21 protein-coding genes are annotated in these 22,114 nt (G+C 58.2%); 11 read left to right on the top strand and 10 right to left on the bottom strand.

From position 1 onward, the window contains the following. Positions 1-30: 30 nt before the first annotated feature. From NOM67_RS20620 to NOM67_RS20640, 5 genes are all read right to left on the bottom strand, one after another. Positions 31-1,428 carry a peptide MFS transporter gene (locus tag NOM67_RS20620; RefSeq protein ID WP_042031806.1) on the bottom strand — a complete coding sequence of 466 codons (1,398 nt, stop codon included), beginning with the start codon at positions 1,426-1,428 and terminating at the stop codon, positions 31-33. 213 nt (positions 1,429-1,641) lie between these two features. Next, positions 1,642-2,553, bottom strand: a complete 912-nt coding sequence (galU, locus tag NOM67_RS20625; protein WP_104015695.1) for a UTP--glucose-1-phosphate uridylyltransferase GalU — start codon at positions 2,551-2,553, stop codon at positions 1,642-1,644. A 95-nt stretch (positions 2,554-2,648) separates the two neighbouring features. Further along, entirely contained in the window at positions 2,649-2,969 is a 321-nt protein-coding gene (locus NOM67_RS20630) for a ComEA family DNA-binding protein (protein WP_255939882.1), read from the bottom strand. 337 nt (positions 2,970-3,306) lie between these two features. Then, complete coding sequence (gene pta / locus NOM67_RS20635; RefSeq protein ID WP_005339119.1) at positions 3,307-5,487, bottom strand: phosphate acetyltransferase; 2,181 nt, start codon at positions 5,485-5,487, stop codon at positions 3,307-3,309. A gap of 55 nt (positions 5,488-5,542) precedes the next feature. After that, positions 5,543-6,745, bottom strand: coding sequence for an acetate kinase (locus NOM67_RS20640; RefSeq protein ID WP_005341129.1), 1,203 nt, complete (start codon positions 6,743-6,745; stop codon positions 5,543-5,545). Positions 6,746-7,049: 304 nt separating this feature from the next. Here NOM67_RS20640 and yfbV point away from each other — a divergent pair, with 304 nt between their 5' ends. Beyond that, positions 7,050-7,490: a terminus macrodomain insulation protein YfbV gene (gene yfbV, locus NOM67_RS20645; protein ID WP_043851809.1), complete on the top strand. Its 441-nt coding sequence runs from the start codon at positions 7,050-7,052 to the stop codon at positions 7,488-7,490. Positions 7,491-7,550: 60 nt separating this feature from the next. On the opposite strand, the gene NOM67_RS20650 is transcribed toward yfbV, so the two are convergent. The 3 genes from NOM67_RS20650 to NOM67_RS20660 all read right to left on the bottom strand — a co-directional run bounded on the left by NOM67_RS20650 (position 7,551) and on the right by NOM67_RS20660 (position 9,235). Then, complete coding sequence (locus NOM67_RS20650; RefSeq protein WP_041210400.1) at positions 7,551-8,051, bottom strand: YfbU family protein; 501 nt, start codon at positions 8,049-8,051, stop codon at positions 7,551-7,553. Positions 8,052-8,215: 164 nt separating this feature from the next. Beyond that, a complete protein-coding gene (gene bcp, locus NOM67_RS20655; protein WP_042031799.1) occupies positions 8,216-8,680 on the bottom strand; it encodes a thioredoxin-dependent thiol peroxidase in 465 nt (154 codons plus the stop codon). A 21-nt stretch (positions 8,681-8,701) separates the two neighbouring features. Beyond that, on the bottom strand, positions 8,702-9,235 hold the full coding sequence (locus NOM67_RS20660) for a glycine cleavage system protein R (RefSeq protein ID WP_041210402.1): 534 nt from the start codon (positions 9,233-9,235) through the stop codon (positions 8,702-8,704). A 204-nt stretch (positions 9,236-9,439) separates the two neighbouring features. Here NOM67_RS20660 and dapA point away from each other — a divergent pair, with 204 nt between their 5' ends. The 3 genes from dapA to NOM67_RS20675 all read left to right on the top strand — a co-directional run bounded on the left by dapA (position 9,440) and on the right by NOM67_RS20675 (position 12,707). After that, positions 9,440-10,327 (top strand): 4-hydroxy-tetrahydrodipicolinate synthase, encoded by an 888-nt coding sequence (gene dapA, locus NOM67_RS20665; RefSeq protein WP_255939888.1) that lies wholly within the window; start codon positions 9,440-9,442, stop codon positions 10,325-10,327. Next, on the top strand, positions 10,320-11,444 hold the full coding sequence (gene bamC / locus NOM67_RS20670) for an outer membrane protein assembly factor BamC (protein WP_041210404.1): 1,125 nt from the start codon (positions 10,320-10,322) through the stop codon (positions 11,442-11,444). The genes dapA and bamC overlap by 8 nt, the downstream gene beginning before the upstream one ends. Positions 11,445-11,603: 159 nt before the next feature. Continuing rightward, a complete protein-coding gene (locus NOM67_RS20675; protein WP_255939890.1) occupies positions 11,604-12,707 on the top strand; it encodes a phosphoribosylaminoimidazolesuccinocarboxamide synthase in 1,104 nt (367 codons plus the stop codon). Positions 12,708-12,823: 116 nt separating this feature from the next. On the opposite strand, the gene NOM67_RS20680 is transcribed toward NOM67_RS20675, so the two are convergent. Continuing rightward, the gene (locus NOM67_RS20680; protein ID WP_255939892.1) at positions 12,824-13,426 is read right to left on the bottom strand and encodes a short chain dehydrogenase; all 603 of its coding nucleotides are present in this window, start codon (positions 13,424-13,426) and stop codon (positions 12,824-12,826) included. Positions 13,427-13,524: 98 nt separating this feature from the next. Here NOM67_RS20680 and NOM67_RS20685 point away from each other — a divergent pair, with 98 nt between their 5' ends. The 4 genes from NOM67_RS20685 to NOM67_RS20700 all read left to right on the top strand — a co-directional run bounded on the left by NOM67_RS20685 (position 13,525) and on the right by NOM67_RS20700 (position 16,473). Next, complete coding sequence (locus NOM67_RS20685; protein WP_255939894.1) at positions 13,525-14,424, top strand: LysR family transcriptional regulator; 900 nt, start codon at positions 13,525-13,527, stop codon at positions 14,422-14,424. A gap of 107 nt (positions 14,425-14,531) precedes the next feature. Further along, positions 14,532-15,164, top strand: coding sequence for a DUF2057 domain-containing protein (locus NOM67_RS20690; protein WP_255939896.1), 633 nt, complete (start codon positions 14,532-14,534; stop codon positions 15,162-15,164). A 71-nt stretch (positions 15,165-15,235) separates the two neighbouring features. Next, complete coding sequence (locus tag NOM67_RS20695) at positions 15,236-15,682, top strand: HIT domain-containing protein (RefSeq protein WP_203977439.1); 447 nt, start codon at positions 15,236-15,238, stop codon at positions 15,680-15,682. Between the two features lie 89 nt (positions 15,683-15,771). Further along, positions 15,772-16,473: a DUF3334 family protein gene (locus NOM67_RS20700; protein ID WP_033114911.1), complete on the top strand. Its 702-nt coding sequence runs from the start codon at positions 15,772-15,774 to the stop codon at positions 16,471-16,473. 68 nt (positions 16,474-16,541) lie between these two features. Here NOM67_RS20700 and NOM67_RS20705 read toward each other — a convergent pair whose 3' ends face one another. Then, positions 16,542-17,540: a DUF2860 family protein gene (locus tag NOM67_RS20705; RefSeq protein ID WP_255939899.1), complete on the bottom strand. Its 999-nt coding sequence runs from the start codon at positions 17,538-17,540 to the stop codon at positions 16,542-16,544. A 197-nt stretch (positions 17,541-17,737) separates the two neighbouring features. Here NOM67_RS20705 and arcB point away from each other — a divergent pair, with 197 nt between their 5' ends. From arcB to NOM67_RS20720, 3 genes are all read left to right on the top strand, one after another. Further along, entirely contained in the window at positions 17,738-20,050 is a 2,313-nt protein-coding gene (gene arcB, locus NOM67_RS20710) for an aerobic respiration two-component sensor histidine kinase ArcB (protein ID WP_156852481.1), read from the top strand. A gap of 33 nt (positions 20,051-20,083) precedes the next feature. Next, positions 20,084-21,448, top strand: a complete 1,365-nt coding sequence (gene dgt, locus NOM67_RS20715; RefSeq protein WP_255939902.1) for a dGTPase — start codon at positions 20,084-20,086, stop codon at positions 21,446-21,448. Positions 21,449-21,763: 315 nt separating this feature from the next. Then, positions 21,764-21,967 (top strand): hypothetical protein, encoded by a 204-nt coding sequence (locus NOM67_RS20720; RefSeq protein WP_033114907.1) that lies wholly within the window; start codon positions 21,764-21,766, stop codon positions 21,965-21,967. Positions 21,968-22,114 lie beyond the last annotated feature (147 nt).

Here is a 22,114-nt window from a genome sequence, read left to right on the forward strand (position 1 = left end):
CCCTCTCTTATGTCTGCTTGTCCAACTTGCTTATGCGGTAGCGGACTGCAGTTTTTCATCCTGATGGTCAGTGGATTTTGCCGGGCCTTCGGCACCGTGCATCCAGTAGACCAGACGGTTGGCCATGGTCAGCAGGATCACGGCACTGATCACGGCAGCCAGAGCGATACCGCCGAAGATGGCGATGGGGCCGGCTTCACCCACGAAGGAGCCGATAAAGCCCGCAGCGTAGTTGGCCAGAGCCACGAAGCCGAACCAGGCACCCATCATCAGTGAGGCCAGACGCAGCGGAGCCAGCTTGGTCACCATGGAGAGGCCGATCGGGGAGAGGCAGAGCTCACCCAGGGTGTGGAACAGGTACGCGCCAACCAGCCAGAACATGGAGGTCTTGACGGTGTTGTCACCACCCTGCTGCAGCACGGCACCGACCATGAACAGGAAACCAACGGCCAGGAACAGCAGACCCATGGCGAATTTCACCGGAGAGTTCGGCTCTTTCTTGCCGAGCTTGATCCAGATGGCCGCAACGACCGGCGCCAGAGTGATGATGAAGAAGGGGTTCAGGGACTGGAACCAGGCAGTCGGCACTTCAAAAGAGCCGATCATGCGGTCGGTGTACTCCTGGGTATAGAGGTTCATCAGACCGCCGGCCTGTTCGAAACCAGCCCAGAAGATGATGGTGAACAGACCCAGCACCAGAATGACCTTGATGCGATCCACTTCCTGCTTGGTCAGCGGCGCTTTCTGCTCGGTAGTGCGCAGAGCGGCGGCACGCTGGGCGGCAGTCACACGGCCGATGTCGCCGAGGAAACGCTGGGCCAGAGTCGCCTGGATCACCAGAGAGAGCAGCATACCGATACCGGCACCGACGAAGGCAGCTTGCCAGCCGTAGGCGGTCGCGGCAGCACCACAGATCACGCCTGCCAGCAGGGAGCCCAGGTTGATACCCATGTAGAAGATGGTGAAGGCACCGTCACGACGGTGGTCACCCTCTGCATAGAGGTCGCCTACCATGGTGGAGATGTTCGGCTTGAACAGGCCGTTACCCACGATAAGCAGAGCCAGACCGGTATAGAAGACGCTGTTGACCATATCCGGGAACATGGCGTGGGGCAGAGCCAGAGTGAATTGGCCCGCGGCCATCAGCACGGCACCGATCAGGATGGCACGGCGTTGACCCAGGAAGGTGTCAGCCAGCCAGCCGCCGATCAGCGGAGTGATGTAAACCAGACCGGTATAGATACCGTAGAGTTTGAGGGCGTCTGCCTGACTCCAGCCCAGGCCGCCATTGGCAGTCAGGTCGGTCAGATAGAGCACCAGTACGGCACGCATGCCGTAATAGGAGAATCTCTCCCAGAGTTCGGTACTAAAGAGCAAAAAAAGCCCTTTAGGGTGACCTAAAAAGGTCCCTTTTGACGGGTTATTCATTGGAACTTCCACCTGTGTCTTATATTTTTTTGAGTTTTTTATGCAAGGGCGAGAAACACGCCTCAATCCTTATAGAGCATGTGTGAATAAATTACAACATTATGATTTGCTGAGGATTTATTTATTCTTGATTGATTTTTTGTTGCACAAATGAAAAAGGAGCATCATTTGATGCTCCTTGAATACCACTATGAAAAACGGAATTTTCAGCTATTACAACTGCTTGACGAACTGCTTCAGCCAGCCGATGAATTCGCCGTTCAGCTCGCGGTGACGCACGGCATACTCCACATTCGCCTTCATATAACCGATCTTGCTGCCGCAGTCGTGGCTCTTGCCCTTCATGAAGTAGGCGTTGACCTGCTCCTGCTCCATTAGCATGGCGATGGCATCGGTCAGCTGGATCTCGTCACCGGCGCCGGCAGGGGTTTTTTCCAGCAGCGGCCAGATATTGGAAGAGAGCACATAACGGCCCACTACCGCCAGATTGGAGGGGGCTTCATCACGCGGCGGTTTTTCGACGATCGCCTGCATCGGCAGGGACATCCCTTCGGTCAGTGCTTCACCCTTGATGTCGGCGATACCATATTTGTCCACTTCACTCTCGGGCACGGCTTCCACCATGATCTGGCTGATCTGGTCTTCTTCAAACATGTGTACCATTTCGGCTAGGTTGTCTTTTTTCGGATCGCTGGCCACCTCATCGATCAGCACATCCGGCAGCAGCACGGCAAACGGGTTGTCACCGATCAGCGGGCGGGCGCAGAGCACTGCGTGGCCCAGACCTTTGGCCTCACCCTGACGGACGTGCATGATGGTGACGTCTTTCGGGCAGATCTGCTGTACTTCCTCCAGCAGCTGACGCTTGACCCGCTTCTCGAGGGTCGCTTCCAGTTCGAAACTCTTGTCGAAGTGGTTTTCGATGGAGTTCTTACTGGAGTGGGTGACCAGCACGATCTCTTTGATACCGGCGGCGATGGCTTCGCGCACTACGTACTGGATCAGGGGTTTGTCGACCACCGGCAGCATCTCTTTCGGAATGGCCTTGGTGGCGGGAAGCATGCGGGTACCCAGACCGGCTACCGGGAGCACGGCCTTGCGAACAACGAGAGGTGTCTTTTTCATGGAGAGATATCCAGAGATACAAAGTGGGCCCATGATACCCGAAGAAAAATGGGGCAGCCACAGGCTGCCCCATTTGCATATGCAGTGCTCGGACGTTATTTGACGATGATCATGTCACGGTTGGCTTCCAGAGTGGCCGGGCCGATGCCGTTTACATCAACCAGTTGATCAACTGAGGTAAATTTCCCCTGTTTTTCGCGATAGTCGACGATGGCTTGGGCCTTTTTGTCGCCAATCCCCTTGAGGTTGGTGAGCTCGGCAAGGGTTGCCGTATTGATATCCACTTTGCCGCTCTCCTGCTTGGCGGCAACCGTGGTGACCTGCTTGGGCACGACCTTGTCTGCGGCCAGTGAGGGCTGGGTGAACAACGGGAGGGCGGAGAGCAACATGATGATGGGCAGGCTGTTTTTACGCATTTCACACTTCCTTGTGGTGGGGGATTCGTATGGATGATTAACCAGATTTGGAAGGTGTGATGGCTGTCATTTTTTACAGGTATTGCTAGTGGGTTGCTTTGCTATAAGAGATTGCTGTTTTCGACTAACGACAAGATATATAAAGACTTTTATCGGCACATACAAAATGGAAATTATTGTATGGCAGGGCGTGAAGCTTCATAAAGCACTCACACTTTTATCTGTCTGATCCTGAATCTTCGGTTGGTTATGCTGCCTTCAGAAAAATTCCCAACAAAAAAGGCTGCTCACCTTGGGTGAGCAGCCTTTGTGATCGGTTTTTTCAGACGGATGCTGATTAAGCTTGTTCGTCAGCCTGAGCAGCCTGGATACCGGTCAGGGCGATGGTGTAGACGATGTCGTCAACCAGGGCGCCGCGGGAGAGGTCGTTGACCGGCTTGCGCATGCCTTGCAGCATCGGGCCGATGGAGACCAGGTCAGCGGAACGCTGCACCGCTTTGTAAGTGGTGTTACCGGTGTTCAGGTCAGGGAAGACGAACACGGTGGCTTTACCGGCAACCGGTGAGTTCGGTGCCTTGGACTTGGCCACGTTCTCCATGATGGCCGCATCGTACTGCAGCGGGCCGTCGATGATGAGATCGGGGCGCTTGGCCTTGGCCAGCTCGGTCGCTTCACGCACTTTCTCTACATCGGCACCGGCGCCAGAGGTACCGGTAGAGTAGGAGATCATGGCGACGCGCGGCTCGATGCCGAACGCGGCAGCGGAGTCGGCGGACTGGATGGCGATCTCGGCCAGCTGCTCGGCAGTCGGATCCGGGTTGATCGCGCAGTCACCGTAGACCAGCACCTGATCAGGCAGCAGCATGAAGAAGATGGAGGAGATCAGGGAAGAGCCCGGAGCGGTCTTGATGATCTGCATCGGCGGACGGATGGTGTTGGCAGTGGTGTGCACCGCGCCGGATACCAGGCCGTCAACTTCATTGCGCTCCAGCATCATGGTACCCAGTACCACGTTGTCTTCCAGCTGCTCGCGGGCAACCACTTCGGTCATGCCCTTGTTCTTGCGCAGCTCGACCAGACGCGGCACATAGCGCTCGCGCACAACGGCCGGATCGATGATTTCGACGCGATCGGTCAGTACTACACCCTGCTGTTCGGCAACGCGACGGATCTCTTCCGGGTTACCCAGCAGCACCGGACGGGCAATGCCACGCTCGGCACAGATGGCGGCAGCCTTGATGGTGCGCGGTTCGTCGCCTTCCGGCAGCACGACACGTTTGTTGGCCTGACGGGCCAGCTCGGTCAGCTGATAACGGAATGCCGGCGGGCTCAGACGACGGGAACGGGTAGAGCTGACAGTCAGCGACTCGATCCAGTGTTTGTCGATGTGGCCAGCGACGTAGTCCTGTACCAGCTCGATACGCTCGCGGTCATCTTCCGGAATATCGACGTTGAAGTTCTGCAGGCTGACGGCGGTCTGCCAGGTGTTGGTGCCGGTCATCATGATCGGCAGGCCGGTGGCCATCGCCTGTTGGCACAGGGCCATTACCTGCGGTTCCGGATGATAGTTACCGGTCAGCAGCAGGGCACCCAGCTTGACGCCGTTCATGGCGGAGAGGCAGGCGGAAACGATGACGTCGGAGCGGTCACCGGAGGTGACCAGCAGGCTGCCCGGACGGAAGTGCTCGACCATGTTGTGGATGGAGCGGGCACAGAAGGTCACGGTCTGCAGACGGCGGCTGTCCAGCTCACCCTTGTGCAGGATCTTGGCGGCCAGATGCTTGGCGAGATCCTTGGCGCGCGGGGCGATCAGCTGGGTGTTCCAGGGGATGCAACCCAGAATGCGCAGCGGGCTCTTGCCGAACACTTGCAGCACTTCCAGGTTGTGGGCGGCGTCGGAAGCGTGGTGATGGGCTTCGAACATCTCGGTCAGGTCAGGGCGGGTTACGCCATGCTCGTCAACCGGCGCGCCAACCTTGTTGATCACGCAACCAACGATGCGGGGGTTGTTGACACCACCGAAGTTGGAGCAGGCCAGTTCGATGCGCTCTTTCAGCTTCTGGCTGGAGTCATGGCCCGGGTGGGTCACGAATACCATGTCGGCATCCAGCGCCTTGGCAACGTCGTAGTTCAGCTTGTTGGCAAAGGGCTGCTTGTCGGTCGGCACCATACCTTCGACAACCAGCACTTCGGCACCACTGGATTTCACGTGCTCTTCGAAGCGGGCAACGATCTCTTCCAGCAGGATATCGGTGTTGCTGGAGCTGATCATGTTCTCGGCGTAGGAGAGGGTGAAGGGCTCGGGCGGATTGATGTTGGCAGCTGCGCGGATAACGGCGGTTGAGCGCTCGGCGCCGGTTTCACCCGGACGTGGCTGGGCAACCGGTTTGAAGAAGCTGACATTGACACCGTGACGCTCCATGGCGCGAACAACGCCAAGGCTTACGGAAGTTACGCCGACACCAGTGCCGACCGGGATAAGCATAATAGTGCGTGCCACTTTATACCCCTTGTTCATTTTTTGGGATCAGGAAAAGGCCGCCCTGGTGGGCGGCCTCGAGTTACTGCGTCAATTAAGCGCCGACCAGTTCCAGCGCGTCGTGGGCGATAACCCACTCTTCGTTGGTCGGGATTACCAGGGCCTTGGTAGAACCAGCCTTGGTGATCTCGCCACCCTTGCCGAAACGAGCTTTCAGGTTGGCGTCGTGATCGACGTCAAAGCCCAGCAGACCCAGCTTGTTCAGGGTGATTTCACGGATCGGGGCGGAGTTTTCACCGATACCACCGGTGAAAACAACGGCGTCCAGACGACCGTCCATGGCGGCAGCGTAGGCGCCGATGTACTTGGCCAGGCGATAGCAGTAAACGTCCATAGCACGCTTGGCTTCTTCTTTGCTGTCGTAGTTGTCTTCAACAAAACGGCAGTCGGAGGTTACTTCGGTCAGACCCAGCAGGCCGGACTCTTTGGTCAGCATGGTGTTGATATCGGCCACGCTCATGCCCAGCTTGTCGTGCAGGAAGAAGATGATGGCCGGATCCAGATCACCGGAACGGGTACCCATCACCAAGCCTTCCAGCGGAGTCAGGCCCATGGAGGTATCAACAGATTTGCCGTTCTTGATGGCGCAGACGGAGCCGCCGTTGCCCAAGTGGCAGTTGATGATGTTCAGCTCTTCAACCGGCTTGTTCAGCTGCTTGGCTGCTTCCAGGCTGATGTAGTAGTGGCTGGTGCCGTGAGCGCCGTAGCGACGGATACCGTTCTCTTTGTAGAGCTTGTACGGCAGAGCGTACAGGAAGGCTTCTTCCGGCATGGACTGGTGGAACGCGGTATCGAATACGGCCACGTTCTTGTCAGCCAGCGCCGGGAATACGCGGCGGGCTTCACGGATACCGATCAGGTGAGCCGGGTTGTGCAGCGGCGCGTACGGAACGGCGGCTTCGATGCCGGCGATCACGTCGTCACAGATGACAACGGAAGAGGTGAAGCGCTCACCGCCGTGAACAACGCGGTGACCGATGGCGATCAGGTTCTTGGACAGTTCCGGGTTGAGCGGCAGGATCTTGTTGACGATGAAGTCCAGCGCTTCCTGGTGAGCGGCTCCAGCGCCCAGATCGGCACTGCCTTTCTCGCCATTCAGTTTCCACTTGATGCGGGCGTCGTCGAGGTTGAAGCACTCGGCCAGGCCGGACAGCAGGTCATCACCGGTGGTTGCGTCAATGACAGCAAACTTCAGGGAAGAGCTGCCACAGTTAAGAACAAGAACCAGCTTACTCATGAATAAATCCTATCGCAGATTGGGTTGTGTAGGCGGATGCGTTGGACGCCGGACGTCCAAAAACTTTCAACTTATCCTTATGAGGGTTGGCAATCTGTTGCTTGCCCCTTGTATAGTGATACAAGACCCGAAATCCAGACGTCCCTGACAGGTCAATAGCAAGATGCTTTTGACGCAAAAATGGGCGTACAAAGGATAACCCGATTGTTGAAAAATAACAAAGTCATCCTCAACCTTTGTTACTTTGCATCAAATTTTGTCGAGGTTTTGCCGTTAGTACGTTCAAAAAGCGCTCGGAGGTAGTATGAGCATGAACATTTTTGGAACTAAGTTACAGCAAGGCCGCCATTATATGACGCTTTGGCCGCGCCGTCCCGAGCTCAATTCGATGTTTCCTGAAAATCGGGTGATCAAGGCGACCGAATTCGCTCTCAAGGTGATTCCGGCACTGGCGGTGCTGAGCGTGATGCTGCAGTTCCAGTTTGGGGAGCAGCACTACTGGCCTTCCGTCATCACTTCCGTGCTGTTTCTGCTCAGTCTTCCGCTACAGGGTTACTACTGGCTCGGTCAGCGGGCCGACACCCGTTTGCCCCCGTCGCTGGCGAGCTGGTATCGGGAGATCAACGGCAAGATGAACGAGCAGGGGGGGCGCCGTCAGCTGGTCTCCCAGCCCCGCTATGAAGAGCTGGCCGATACCCTCAAGGCCGCCTTCCAGCAGCTCGATAAATCCTTTCTCTACGAATAACCCGATTCAAACGTAAAAAAGGCGCCAGTGGCGCCTTTTTTGTTGTCTGATGGCATGCCATCAGGCTGCCAGCACTTTGCGGATCTCCTGAATGGAGAGCTTGTACTGACGTGGGCACTGACGCCATACAGTTAGCATCCGCTGGTACTTGTCGCGCATGGCGATGTCGCTGGAGAGCTCGTCGCACGGGCACTTGAGCTCGGGGAAGCGCTTGTCCACTTCCAGCAGGAAGCAGACATAGTCGGCCAGCTCCCGCTCCTGGCTGCGGCTGTAGCCGTTGAACTCCAGCCGGCTGGCGTTGATCTCGCCCTGATCGGCTGCATCCAGATTACCCCATGAGATGGCCAGCGCGTGGTGCAGCTCCAGGGTATCGATCACCTCCTGGCAGGTCGCCAGATCCAGATGGCCGAAGCTCTTCTCCAGCTCGAGGATTTGCAGGCAGTAGCCGCGCTCGATGATGGTGCTGGCACGCTGGTAGAAGTCCGCTTTCTCCGGATTGAGTTTTGCCAGAATTTCGTACTGGTTGCTCAGGATCAAACGCTCTGTGTTGCTCATGTTCATGGGATATCTCGCTGGAAGATGATTCTGGGGTCACGTTAACCCATATATAAAATGAATTTTTTGATCTGGGCGGGGGAGTTGGTGAGAAATATCTTCAGGCAAGGGATGGCTTGCCAGAACAATAAAGGCCTGCGTAGCAGGCCTTTCAATAATGCAGGGGAGGGTTACCCCTTGAGGAAATCCAGCACGACCTGATGGTGATCGCTGGTCTTGAACTTGTCGAAGTGGTGGGCAATCTTGCCCTCTTCGTCGATCAGGAAGCTCTGGCGGTGAATACCGTCATACTCCTTGCCCATGAACTTCTTCGGACCCCAGACGCCAAAGGCATCGGCGACGGCGTGATCCTCATCGGCCAGCAGGGTGAAGTTGAGCTGATCGCGCTCTTCGAACTTTTTCAGGCGCTTGGCCGGATCCGGGCTGATACCGAGCACTACCACATTGAGGGCGGCCAGCTCGGCGTTGACATCGCGCAAGCTGCAGGCCTGGGTAGTGCAGCCGGGGGTCATCGCCTTGGGATAGAAGTAAACCAGCACTTTTTTGCCGCGCAGGGAGGAGAGTTGCAGCGGATTGCCGTTCTGGTCGGGCAAAGTGAAGTCGGGGGCGGGGCTGCCAGCTTGTAATGGTTGCATGGGTTCTCCTTGAGTGAGTGCTCAGGCGTGTTTGCGATTGACGATAAACTCGAACGATTCTGCGCCCAGTTCACGACAGAATCCGGCGAAGGCGGTCTGCGACCGTTCAACCTCTCCCTCTTTAGCCAGATTGAGCTGGAAACTCATCTTGAGCAGGTTGAACGGCTGCTGTTCCAGGGTCATGGATTGCATCGCCTGAATGTTCCAGCCATGTTCGCTGAAGAACTGGGTGCACTGGCTTACGATGCCCGGCTCGTCACGGATCAGGATCCCGACGCTGGCGCTCACGTCATACTGGAGCGACTGGTGGCGCTCGGTGCGCTTCATCATGGTGATGAGATCCCACTCCTGGCTGCGCAGGGGGAGGCTGATCTCGAGTTGCATCATGCTGTTCCAGTCGCCCGAGAGCAGCATGATAAAGGTGAATTCATTGCCGAAGATGCCAAGACGGCTGTCCACAATGTTGCAACCACAGCTACTGACGTGACGGGTCACTTCATTGACGATGCCAGGCCTGTCCGTGCCGATGGCCGTTACGACCAGATAGTGAGTCATAAATCTTCTCTCGTCCGTTATGTATCTTGAAAGCCGCACAGGATTGCCGATTTTCGGGCTGTTGATGACCCGCAGCGAGGTGCTCTCCCGACTCTCATTTATTGCTTTTTGTGGCCGATGGTATCACGGCTTGTCCCCTCTCTCCCTTGTTTTTCAAAGGGGGCAGCTTTACCATTACGGCCCTGAAAATCGGGAGAAATATCCATGTTGCGCGGTAGTATTGTTGCCCTCGTTACCCCTATGCTGGCTTCAGGTGAAGTCGATTGGGCCAGTCTGGCCAAGCTGGTCGAGTATCATGTCAGCGCCGGAACCAGCGCCATTGTCGCGGTTGGTACCACAGGGGAGTCGGTGACCCTGAGCGAGCAAGAGCACATTGCCGTCGTTGAAAAGACCGTTGAATATGCTGCCGGTCGCATTCCTGTCATTGCAGGCAGTGGCTCCAACAATACTGCCCACGCCATCGAACTTAGCAAACGTCTGGCCAAAACCGGCGTGGTTGCTGGTCTCTCGGTGACCCCTTACTACAACAAACCCACTCAGGAAGGTCTCTATCGCCACTATTGTGCGATCGCCGAGGCTAGTGGTCTGCCCCAAATTCTTTATAATGTGCCCGGTCGCACCTGCTGCGATCTGAAACCGGAGACCGTGGTCCGTCTGGCCAAGGTGCCCGGTATTATCGGCCTGAAAGAGGCAACCGGCGATTTGAGTCGCACCCCGCTGCTGCGCGAGCTGTGCGGGCCGGATTTTGCGCTCTACAGTGGCGACGATGCCACTGGCTGTGATTTTATGCTGCAAGGCGGTGATGGTGTCATTTCGGTCACCACCAATATTGCAGCGGCCCAGATGGCCGACATGTGTCGTGCTGCGCTGGCCGGTGATGCCGGTCTGGCCCACGACATCAACAATCTCTTGATGCCGTTGCACAAGACTCTGTTCTGCGAACCGAGCCCTACCCCGGTGAAATGGGCCTGTGCCCAGCTGGGATTGATTGCAACAGCAACCTTGCGTCTGCCGCTGGTTGAACTCTCTCCCGAGGGTGAGCAGCAGATGGCGCGAGCACTGACCACTGCGGAGTTGATGGCGAGTGTTTAAATCAAATGGAAAGGGAAATAGTGCCCGTCTGGTGCTGACTGTTGCGACCGCCGCCGTGCTGGCCGCGTGCAGCACGCCCCAGGATCGCAAAATGGCCAACCGCGACTTCGGTTATGAAGATGCCCGCCTCGAGGGCCGTGCATTCCTGATCCCGTCAGGATTGAGCGCCCCCGCATTCAACAGCCAGTTCGATATTCCGCCGTTGCCCGAGAGCAGCCGTGACGGTGCCCTCGGCGCCAAGATCGACGTGCGTCCTCCCGCCCAGCTGCTGACCGTGGTGCCGGGTAGCCAGGTCGTCCAGAATGCCAGTGAACCGACCATCGCCTACTATGCCCTGAGCACCAGCCAGAGTGTGGAGCGCGACACCTGGTCGTTCCTGATGAACTTCCTGGCCAAGTACAAGGTCACCACCGAGAAGCTGGACCAGCAGGCCGGCGTGCTGCAGACCGGCTGGTTTGACAACACGGTCGCCCTCGATGGCTGGGGTGAAGATGACGACGATTTCAAAATCCGTCAGCGTTATCAGTTCACCGTGCGCAACGATGCTGCGCGCCATGCCGTCAACATGTCGGTACGGGTACTGGATCACGAAGAGAGCTTCGATGGCGAGACCACTACCCAGCTGAGCCCGGCTGAAGCGCAGCGTTATGCCGTGCGGGTGCTCAACCAGTTCTCTCTCTATTACGACAGCCAGCTCAAGTCCCGCGAACAGCACAAGTCCAACGAGGGCATGGGGCTGGAACTGGGTCTGGACAACAACGAGCTGAGCGCTTGGATTGCCGATGGCTCTTTCGAACAGGTGTGGCGCCGTCTCAATCAGGTGCTGCCGGGTTACGGCTTCGTCATCAAGGATACCCAGCAGTCGCTGGGCTGGATCGATGTCGAGTATGAAGCGCCGTCCGCCGAGTTCTGGAAGGCGAAAGGGAGCGAGCCGTTCAAACTGGAAGAGGAGAAGTACCGCTTCCAGCTGGGTGAAATGGCAGGAGGCAAGACCTCCATCACCCTGTTCGACAAGGACAAGAAGCCGGTGTCGTCCGGGGTTATCTCCCAGATGTATATCAGCATGTCCGAGGCGTTTGCCAAAGGACTGGCTGCACAGGCAGCAAAATCAGAATAAATACAGGGGCCTTGTGCCCCTGTTTTTTTATCTCTGCACGGCTGGCGAGCCACGCAATGTGGATACCGGCGTGCAGGGCATGGATTGATTACCCCCAACGAGAGCGGAGCTTGCGGCTTCTCTCTTATTACCCCCCACAAACAGGAAGTGTTATTAGCCATGAGTCTTGCAGACCAAGTATTGGCGGTGAATGACGATTTGCCGATCCGTACCGATAAGCCTGTCCATTCCGGTAAAGTGCGCAGCGTCTACTGGCTGACCGCCGCAGATAGCGCCCGTCTCATTCGCGAGAAGGGTTATGACGTGCCAGCGGATGCGCCGCTCGCCATCATGGTGATCAGCGACAGGATCTCTGCCTTCGACTGCATCTGGCAAGGTGTGAACGGGCTGAACGGCGTACCGGGCAAAGGGGCGGCGCTCAACGCCATCTCCAGCCACTGGTTCAAGCTGTTCAAGGAGAAGGGGCTGGCCGACAGCCACATTCTCGACATCCCGCACCCCTTTGTCTGGATCGTGCAAAAAGCCCGTCCGGTGATGATCGAGGCGATCGCCCGCCAGTACATCACAGGTTCCATGTGGCGTGCCTACAAGGATGGCGAGCGCGAGTTCTGCGGCATCACCCTGCCGGAAGGGCTCAAGAAGGATCAGAAGCTGCCGGAGATCCTCATCACCCCTTCCACCAAGGGCGTGCTGAAAGGACTGGATGGCGTGCCGGAAGCCGATGACGTCAACGTCTCCCGTGCCGATATCGAACGCCACTACAAGGGCTTCAACTTCAGCAAGCCGGCCGATATCGACCGCTACGAAGTGCTGCTCAAAGAGGGCTTCAACGTCATCAGCGACGCGCTGGCCGAGCTGGATCAGGTGTTCGTCGATACCAAGTTCGAGTTTGGCTACGTCCACGATGCCGCCGGCAACGAAAAGCTCATCTACATGGATGAAGTGGGTACTCCCGACAGCTCCCGCATCTGGGATGGCGCCGCCCTGCGCGACGGCCAGATCGTCGAGAAGTCGAAAGAGGGTTTCCGTCAGTGGCTGCTCAACCACTTCCCGGATCCGGACATCCTGCTCAACAAGAACCGCATGCCGGAACGCTTCGCCCTGGCCCGCGACAACAAGCTGCCGACCGAAGTGATGATGGACATCTCCAGCACCTACGTCGGGATCGCCGAGAAGATCATCGGCCACAAGCTGGAACTGTCGGCCAACCCGAAGCAGGAGGTCATCGATATCCTGCGCGCGCAGTACGGTCTGATCGACTAAGGGTTTCGCTCTTTTTTGTCATCAGGAAACAAACGTTTGCTGATGATGAAGAAGAGACGCAGAGAAACAGACGGGCCCCATTGCGGGGCCCGTTTTTTGTATCCGGCGCACGGCGATCAGCTGTTGACCTTGAACACCTGGCCGGTCTGGATGCCCAGCACCGACTTCTTGTAGGCCTGCGCTACCTTGGCTGCGGGCACCGGCACGAAACCGGGGAAGAAGTCGGCGTATTTGTCCATCGACTCCGCCAACACGGTCGGGCTTACCACGTTGATGCGCAGGCCCCTTGGCAGCTCACAGGCGGCCGCTTTGACGAAGTGCTCGACGGCGCCATTGATGGTGGTCGCACTCACCCCCCAGTTGATGGGCTCTTCGCTCAGGATGCCGCTGATCAGGGTGATGGAACCTTTGTCGCTCAGGTGGGGGATAGCGGCACGGGTCAGGTTGATCTGGCCCATCAGCTTGCTCTGAAGCCCCACCTGCCACTGCTCGTCGGTCATCTCGGTCAGGGCGTTGAAGGCCACGTTGCCACTGGCCACCACCAGCGCATCAAATTGGCCCAGCCCGGCGAACAGCGCCTTGATGGAGGCGGGATCGCGCATGTCGACCGTGGCATCCCCCTGGCTGTGGCCGACCCGGATCACCTGATGATCTTTGGCAAGCAATTCGCTGACGGCAGAACCTATGGTGCCGGACGCACCCACAATCACAATCTTCATCTCTGTCACTCCTCGGTTGGGATGTGTTGATTCTAGTGCAACAAAAAAAGAGAAAAAGCGCGTAAAATAAACCAATTGTTTCCATATTGGAGTTAATGATGGATATCGCCCATCTGGCCAGCTTTTACGAGGTGGTTTTGCGGGGTAGTTTCTCTGCCGCCGCCGATGCACTGGGGGTCAGCAAGGGGATGCTGAGTCGCCACGTCAGCGCGCTGGAGTCCTCCCTCAACGCCCAGTTGCTGCAACGCACCACCCGCCGGCTCAGTCTGACCGAGGCGGGGTCGACCCTCTATCTGCAGGCGGGCGAGATCTTCGCGCTGGCACGGCAGGCGGAGCAGGATATTCAGGCGCTGACCGAAGAGGATAGCGGACGACTGCGCTTCACCTGCCCTATCAGCACCGGCGATCGCATGGTGAGCGAACTGATCGCTCGCTTTGCTGTGCTCTGTCCCGGGGTGGCGGTCGAGCTCAACTTCACCAATCAGGTGGTCGACATGAGCCAGGGGGAGAATGACATCGCCCTGCGCGCCATCAATGAGGTGCCGGACAATCTGGTCGCGCTCCCCCTTGGCCGGCTTAAGGATGTGGTGGTGGCCAGCCCAGCGCTGGTGGCCAGAGAGGGGAAACCGGCAACCCCCTATGAGTTGGGGGGGCTATCCTGCCTGCCCATGGGGAGCAATCCGGCCTGGGAGCAGTGGTACTTCAGCCGCAAGGGCGAAGAGGCCCACATTCTGGTGCAGGGCAGGGTGCGGGCCAATCAATACAGCACCGTCATTGAGCTGGCCCGGGCAGGCATGGGCTATGCCAAATGCCCGCTGGTGGCGGTGGATGCCCTGCTGGCGGCGGGAGAGCTGGTGACCGTGCTCGACGAGTGGCAGAGCGGTCTGCACCAGCTTCATGTGCTGCATGCCCAGCAGCGGCGGGTGCCACGCAAGATCCGCTTGTTCAAACAGGTGCTGGCCCAGTGGTTTGCCGATCATCCCTGTTATCTGCTGTAAGAGGGCACATCCCACCGGTCGCCCAGAATGGGGCCCGACTGCGTTATTTTTCTGTCATCTTCGGCTGCTACCCTGCGCCCATTGTCGGCATCAGGAAGCGAGAAGCGATGAACAAGCATTGGAGATGGGCGGGATTGGCGTTGCTGTGCGGCACCGCCAGCGTGCAGGCGGCGGTCGGGGTGAGCGTGCCGGAGAATTTTCGCATCCTCGCGGTGAGCAGTGGCACGCTGCAGGATGAGCAGCACGCCACCCTGAGCAATGGGGAGCAGCAACTGCTGGTGCGTTTCGAGGGGCTCATCCCCAGCCGCAGCAGCAGCGAGAATGATCGGCAGGTTCGCTCCGAGCCGCAGGTAGTGCGCTATCAGGCGAGCAACCAGCGGTTGCAACTGGTGGCGAGCGTACCGGCCGATGAGCAGGGGGTGCAGGCCTATGCCAAATCGCCCGCAGTGGCGTTGCAGGAGAGTGGCCGGGCACTTGCCATCCAGCAGGATGCACTGGTGACCAGCGGCATGCTGCTTGGGGTGGATTGGAACGGGAAACTGGCTGAATACAACCGCAGTGGTGGCAAGGCGGCCCTGACGGCGGGAGCGGTTGCGGCTCCGTCAATCAATGCAGTTTCTGGTGGCTCTCAACCTGTTGTGGCTGCCAGCGAGCTGGAAGGGCAGTTGCAGCAGCTGTTCCTCAAGGCAGACCCGGCCCTGCGCAAGCGCTTTATCAGTTGGGCCGTGCCGCAGCTTTAAGTTTGCCGCCCGTTGCAGTAACGTGGGCATCCCTGTCGGATGCCCTCTTCATCGTACTCAACGAGGTGTTCATGTTTGAATTGCATTCCCGCCTGCAGGCCGATACCTGCTGGCTTGGCGATCTGCCGCTCTGCCGCGTCCTGCTGGCCAAAGACAGTCAATACCCCTGGCTGATTCTGGTGCCGCGAGTGGCCAACCTGCGCGAGATCCACCATCTGGCACCGGAACAGCAGCAACAGCTGATGCAGGAGTCCTGCGCCGTCGCGGCGCTGATGGAGCAGGCCCTCAGTCCGGACAAGATCAACATCGGTGCGCTCGGCAATCTGGTGCCGCAGCTGCACATTCATCATGTTGCCCGCTTTGCTACCGATGCTGCCTGGCCTGGCCCCATTTGGGGTGCTCATCCGGTCGTTCCTTATGAGCCACAAGTTTTGGCGCAGCATGCCGATACATGGCGTGCCCGGCTCGCCAAGCTGAGCGGTTTCACCCCTGTGGCTGCTGATAACGGAGTCAACTGAGAGGCGTGTCGCTATTTCAGTCTTCTGGCCGCGCCATCTGTTAGAGTTATGGTATAGATAAGCCCATTCTCGATGTTCAGGAAGGACACATGATAGTTACAAGATCCGATGATGACGTCGTGTTGACGACTGAGGATGTACTGCTCAGTCTGTGCAACTCGGTAACCGACGTATTGAGTGCCGCGACCATGAGTCAGGTACGTTTTTCCGGTATGGTGCAGCGGATCAGCAAGACCTGCCTCAAACCCGATATCGGCTGCTTCGTGCTGTTCGATGGCGGTTTCTCCGGTCTGGTGGTGATAAACTTCTCCGCCGCTGCCGCCATGGAGCTCTATGAGAGCTACATGCTGAGCATGGGGCTCTCCAAGGAGGATCTCGCCATCTCCCACACCTCTGACGAGGTGAGCAACGTGATGGGCGAGCTGATGAACCAGATCGTCGGCAGCTTCACCGTCAAGGTGGGCCGCGATCTGCAGACTCACATCACCCAGAACCAGCCGAAGATGCTGGCCCTCAACAAGCAGGTGATGCTGAGCGTCGATACCAATCTCGACAGCCCGGAATCCCGCCGCGTCACCTTCTTCACCGCTCGCAACAACATCTTCTATCTGGAGCTGGCGATGGACAAGACCGAGTTCATTCGCATCCACAATGAGGGGATGGAGCACGAGGAGCTGGATCCCGATGCCCTGATCGCTCAGGCCAAGCAAGACGCAGCCAAACCGGCGCCTGCAGCAGCGCCAGCCGCGAGCAACGACCACGATGATCTGCTCGACTCGCTCGGTATCTGAAGCCGGTTTACGGCTGCAATGAGAAGGCCACCCATGGGGTGGCCTTTTTTATCGCGGCTTCGCTGCTGTCAGAAGTTGTAGAGCAGGCCGGTGCTGACGCGACTCGCTTCGGTATCGTAGAAGCCGATATCGGAGCTGGCGTTGGCATAGGAGAGGGTAAAGGTCGCGCTGAGCGGTTTCACCCCGAACAGGCTGTGCCAGAAGAAGGTGCCGTTGATGGCGAATTCGTCCGCATCGGCGCGCTGGCCGAAGATGGGGTTGGCTTCGTCATACTTGCGCTTGCCGGCATAGACGTTGCTGACGATGGACCACTGGGGGCCACGCTTGGCATAGGTCAGTTGCAGGCCGGTGTTTTCGAAGCTCTCGGCACTGCCATCGAGGTTGGCTTGCTTGTAGATCAGCGCAGGTTCCAGAGCCTGACCGTCGGCGAAGGTCCACTTGTAGGAGAGCTGCATGTCATACATCTTGCCATTGCGATCCAGCATGGATGCGTAGTGAGTGCCATGAACCCGGTCATACTGCTGGCCGCTCTGCTCATCATCCATGTCGATGCTGCGGGCGGTGATGCTGCCGTTGAAGTTGCTGCCCCAGATCTTGTCCCAGGCGAAACGCGCCCCTTTGGATTTCAGGTCGGTGGAGCTGCGATCCATGCCGGTGGCAAAAGGATCGCTCCACAGCTCGACCGGCATGGCGTTGAATACCAGCGAGGTAGCGACGATCCCCTTGTCGCCCATCTCCTGACGCAGACCGAACTGCTGGGTAAAGTCGAAGCGGATGGCATCCTGAATGAGGTTACCGAGGAAGATCTGGGTGCGGGTATCGGCAAAGGTGTAGCGGATGTCGGCGTTGATCAGCGGAGTCAGCTTGTTCTCGCTATCCGGTGAGCCCAGATCGTTGATGCGACTGTGGTTGTCGTCACCTGCATAGAAGTTGGACTTGTAGCTGGTGGCGCTGACGCCGCCCAGCAGGAAGCCGGACCAACCGGACTGGCGCGGAATTTCGCCCAGATCGGCGTATGCAGCGTGGCTCGCAAGCAGGCCGAGGCCCAGCAAGGTGAGATTGCGCATCAAAAGACTCCTGATATATCAAACTGTTGAGGTGTAAAGCCCGGGATGTTCGTGCTGCTGATGTCACCTTGGTATTGCCCGGGCGAGTGCAATGGTCACATATGATACAGGAATATCCAATTATTGGCTTATCACACAAGAGTTAAGCGCGTTGTGCTGGTATTCTGTCCGGCGAATATCGGGGAGAAAACAACAAGATGAAGCAGATTAAATCCTGGGCGCAATACTACGTCGATCTGATGACCAAGCTGGGTCTGGTGCGTTTCAGCATGTTTCTGGCCACCGGCATCATAGTGCTGGCGGTCGCCATCCAGATGGGGGTCACCCTGTTTTTGCGGGGCAGTATCGATGTCATCGATTTCGTGCGCTCGGTGTTTTTTGGTCTGCTGGTCACCCCCTGGGCGGTCTATTTTCTCTCCATCGTGGTGGATCAGCTGGAGGATTCCCGCCAGCGGCTGAGCCGGATGGTGCGCAAGCTGCAGGATATGCGCGAGCGGGATCTGGAGCTCAACAACCAGCTGCAGGAGAACATCAGCCGCCTCAACAGCCAGATCGCCGAGACCAACCGGGCCGAGAGTCTGCGTCTGCAGGCCATCGAGGATCTGGAGAACGAGGTGTTCCAGCGGGAAAAGGCCCAGCTTCATCTGGGAGAGCGCACCGCTCTGCTGCGCTCCTTTATCGACTGCTCCCCCGATCTGGTTTACTACCGCAACGAGGATGAGCAGTTCTCCGGCTGCAACCGCGCCATGGAGGAGCTGACCGGCAAGGCAGAGAGCGAGCTGATTGGCCTTACCCCGTTCGATGTCTACAAGCAGGAGATCGCCAACAAGGTGGTGGAGACCGACCGCCAGGTCTTTGCCAGCAACGAGCCGCTCACCTATGAGCAGTGGCTGGAGTACCCCGATGGTCGCAAGGCCTACTTCGAGCTGCGCAAGGTGCCCTTCTTCGACCGCTTCGGCAAGCGACTCGGTCTGCTCGGTTTTGGCCGTGACATCACCGAACGCAAGCAGTATCAGGACAAGCTGGAGAAGGCGAGCCGCGACAAGACCACCTTCATCTCCACCATCAGCCACGAGCTGCGTACCCCGCTCAACGGCATTGTGGGGTTGAGCCGGATGCTGATGGATACCCCGCTCGACCCGAGCCAGCGCCAGCAGCTCAAGACCATTCACTTAAGTGCGGTCACCCTCGGCAACATCTTCAACGACATCATCGATCTCGACAAACTCGATCGGCGCCGGCTTGAAATTGCGCCAACCCGGATCGACCTGCCTGCCTTCCTCGATGAGCTGGAGACGCTGTCGCGCATTCAGGCAGAGCAGAAGGGGCTCTATCTGCACTTTGATCGCGATGGCGACATGCCGCAGTTCGTGATGGCGGATGGCACCCGACTGCGTCAGGTGTTGTGGAATCTGGTGGGCAATGCGGTCAAGTTTACCGATGAGGGCGGCGTCACCGTGCGCTGCCTCTCCCATCCTGCCGACGAGCCGGGCAAGCTGGCGCTCCACTTCGAGGTGGAAGACACCGGCGTCGGCATTCCCCGCGCCCAGCAGGAGAAGATCTTCGCCATGTACTATCAGGTGCAGGGCAAAAAACACGCTACCGGTACCGGTATCGGCCTCGCGGTCTCCCGTCAGCTGGTACAGGCCATGGGCGGCCAGCTCTACGTGGATAGCGAGCCGGGTGAAGGCTCCTGCTTCACCGCCGAGCTGGAGGTCGCCTGTGTCGAACAGGCGTTGCCTGAACCGGAGGAGGAGATGCCTTCCCTCGACATCCTGCTGGTGGAGGATGTCGAGCTCAATGTGACGGTTGCCTGCGCCCTGCTGAACAAGCTCGGCCATCAGGTCAAGGTGGCGCGCGATGGTTCCCAGGCGCTGGCGATGGCCAACCCGGATGATTTCGACCTCATCCTGCTCGATATCCAGCTGCCTGACATGACCGGGTTCGATGTGGCGGCAACCCTGCTCGAGCGCTACGGCGAAAGTTTGCCGCCCATGGTTGCCTTGACGGCCAATGTAACCGGCGATCGCCAGTACTATCTGGATCGCGGTATGCGGGATGTGATTAACAAGCCGCTCGGCTCGAAGGCGGTGCGTGAGGTGATTGGTCACCTGTTTGCCGATCTGGCCGACGACGAGGCGGACGAGCAGGCTGATGCGGTGGCTCAGGATGCGTTGCTGGATCTCCCTTTCCTCACCGACTATGCCGATACCGTGGGCAAGCCGGTACTGCTCTCCAGCGTCGAGCTGTTCGAGAAGATGATGCCCGACTACATGGCGGTGCTCGACTCCAACATGATCGCGCGGGATCAGGCTGGCGTGGTGGAGGAGGCGCACAAGATCAAGGGGGCGGCAGGCTCCATCGGCCTGCGTCGCCTGCAGCAGACGGCGCAACTGATCCAGAGCCCGGATCATCCCGCCTGGTGGGAGAATGTGGAAGACTGGATTGAGACGCTGCGCCGGGAATATCCGGGCGATATCGCCCGTTTGCGCCGCTGGTTGTTGTCTTGAATCTAATGGGAGCCGCGGGCAAGGAGCCACAGGATGTATAGCCGTTTGATCACCCCCGAGCGCATTCACCCCTGGGGAAATGAGGATCTGCTGGAGGCGACCGAGCTGGATCGCGCCCGCATAGTGCAGGCGGCGCCGGTGCGCCGGTTGCAGCAGAAGACCCAGGTTTTTCCGCTCGATGTGAAAGCCTCGGTGCGCAGCCGTCTCACCCATTCGCTGGAGGTGCAGGAGACCGGCCGCCAGATCAGTCGCCGCATTCTGGCGGAATTGCCAGCTGGTGTGGTGTGCGAGGGGGCCTTTATCAATCTGGTGGAGATGTCCTGCCTCTTGCACGACGTGGGCAACCCGCCATTCGGCCACTTCGGCGAGCAGGTGATGAGCCAGTGGCTCGGTGAAATGCTCGATCCCCTCTATCAGCAGGCACTGGCACAGCCCCCCTCGGCCCAGTGGGCGGAGCTGCGTCAGGATCTGCTGCTGTTTGACGGCAATGCCCAGAGCTTGCGGTTGGTACACAGCCTGCACGAGCTCAACCTTACCCTCGGCCAGCTGGGGGCGCTGTGCAAATACCCGCAGCAGCCGCAACCCGGTGTGAGTTACGGCCAGCATCATGGCTGGAGCAGCAAGCGCGGCATCTTCTTCAGTGAACAGCCCCTCTATCGTGCCCTCGGCCAGAGTCTGGGGCTGGCCCCAGGCTGCCGCCATCCGCTTGCCTACATCATGGAGGCGGCAGATGACATCTCCTACTGCATCGCTGATCTGGAGGATGCGGTAGACAGGCGCATTCTCACTCTGAATGAGCTGCTGGCTGCCCTCTGCAGCGCTGATGGCAGCGATTACATGACGACCCTGCTTGGTGATGCACAGCGCTCCAGCTGGGGGTTCTTCCCCCATTTTCGTCACCGGTTGACCAGAGATCTGGTGGCGCTGGCGGCCAGCACTTATATCAGCGAGCATGAGGCGATCCTGCAGGGGAGCTATCCGCAGGCCCTGCTCCACGGTCAGGCTCCCGCGGCGCGGGTGCTCGATATCCTCAAGCAGGTTGCGCGAGCGCAGGTTTTCATGCGCCCCGAGGTAGAGGCGCTCGAACTGGAAGGCTACGCCGCCCTGCGCGGTGTGCTCGCCACTTACTCTTGCCTGCTGGCAATGCCATCCGGGCAATTTTCCCGTCTGCTGGCGGGTGAGGGGGGGAGTGAACTCTTCTTTGCCCGGCGGCTCTATCACCGCCTCTCGGCGCGCCATATCAAGGCCTATCGGTTGGCAGTGGCCGTGCGGGACGAGCGTTTTGTCTGCGAGCAGGAGCAGGAGTGGTATTACCGGGTACGCCTGCTGCTCGACTATGTCAGCGGCATGACGGATACCTATGTGCTGGAAGAGTACCGGCTGCTCTCGGGGATCTGATAACCCGGACTCCCTTTCGGGCAGCATAAAATGCCGTAAAAACGTTTAAAAAGGAGTCGCAAGAGGCTTGTGTTAAATTCGGAGTTTTTTTAGACTGCTGCAACCTGTTCAACTTTTATCCGGTAAGGAGACGAAAATGCACCATCAGATGCTAAATCTTGCATTCTCTCGCGGCACTGCGTGCGGCGTGAAATCTCGTGCTCTTTTACCGCGTGGCGTAAACAGGTAACCCCTGTCTTTTTATCACCCGCGGTTTGTCCCGCAGGGTGATATCCACTTTCTCCGGGAGAACCGCATGTTCAACTGGAGAATGTCATGTCTATCGAACTGGTTTTACTGCGTAGCGTCGAGTCTTTGGTACAAAAGCGGATCGCCAAGGTCGAGCGTCGTCTCGCTGTGATCAATCTCTCGCCTGCCCTGCTGAAAGATATCGGTCTGGAAGGGTATGAGGGGCAGATCTCCCATATCCGTGAGCGCGAGTATCAAACAGGCTTCCGGCTTGGGAATCGAATAACCTGATGTGGTGGGGGCGTTGTTCCCCCCAATCTTTTAACGTTGCGAAAAAATGACGTGACAGACCAAAATCTGTCACGTTTTTTGCTTTAAAAAGGATTGTTTATTCACATTCAGCCAATATCCCTCTATCCTCTTGGCCCCGTTTATAGC

The organism is Aeromonas sp. SG16, assembly GCF_024436135.1.
GTDB lineage: Bacteria > Pseudomonadota > Gammaproteobacteria > Enterobacterales > Aeromonadaceae > Aeromonas > Aeromonas jandaei.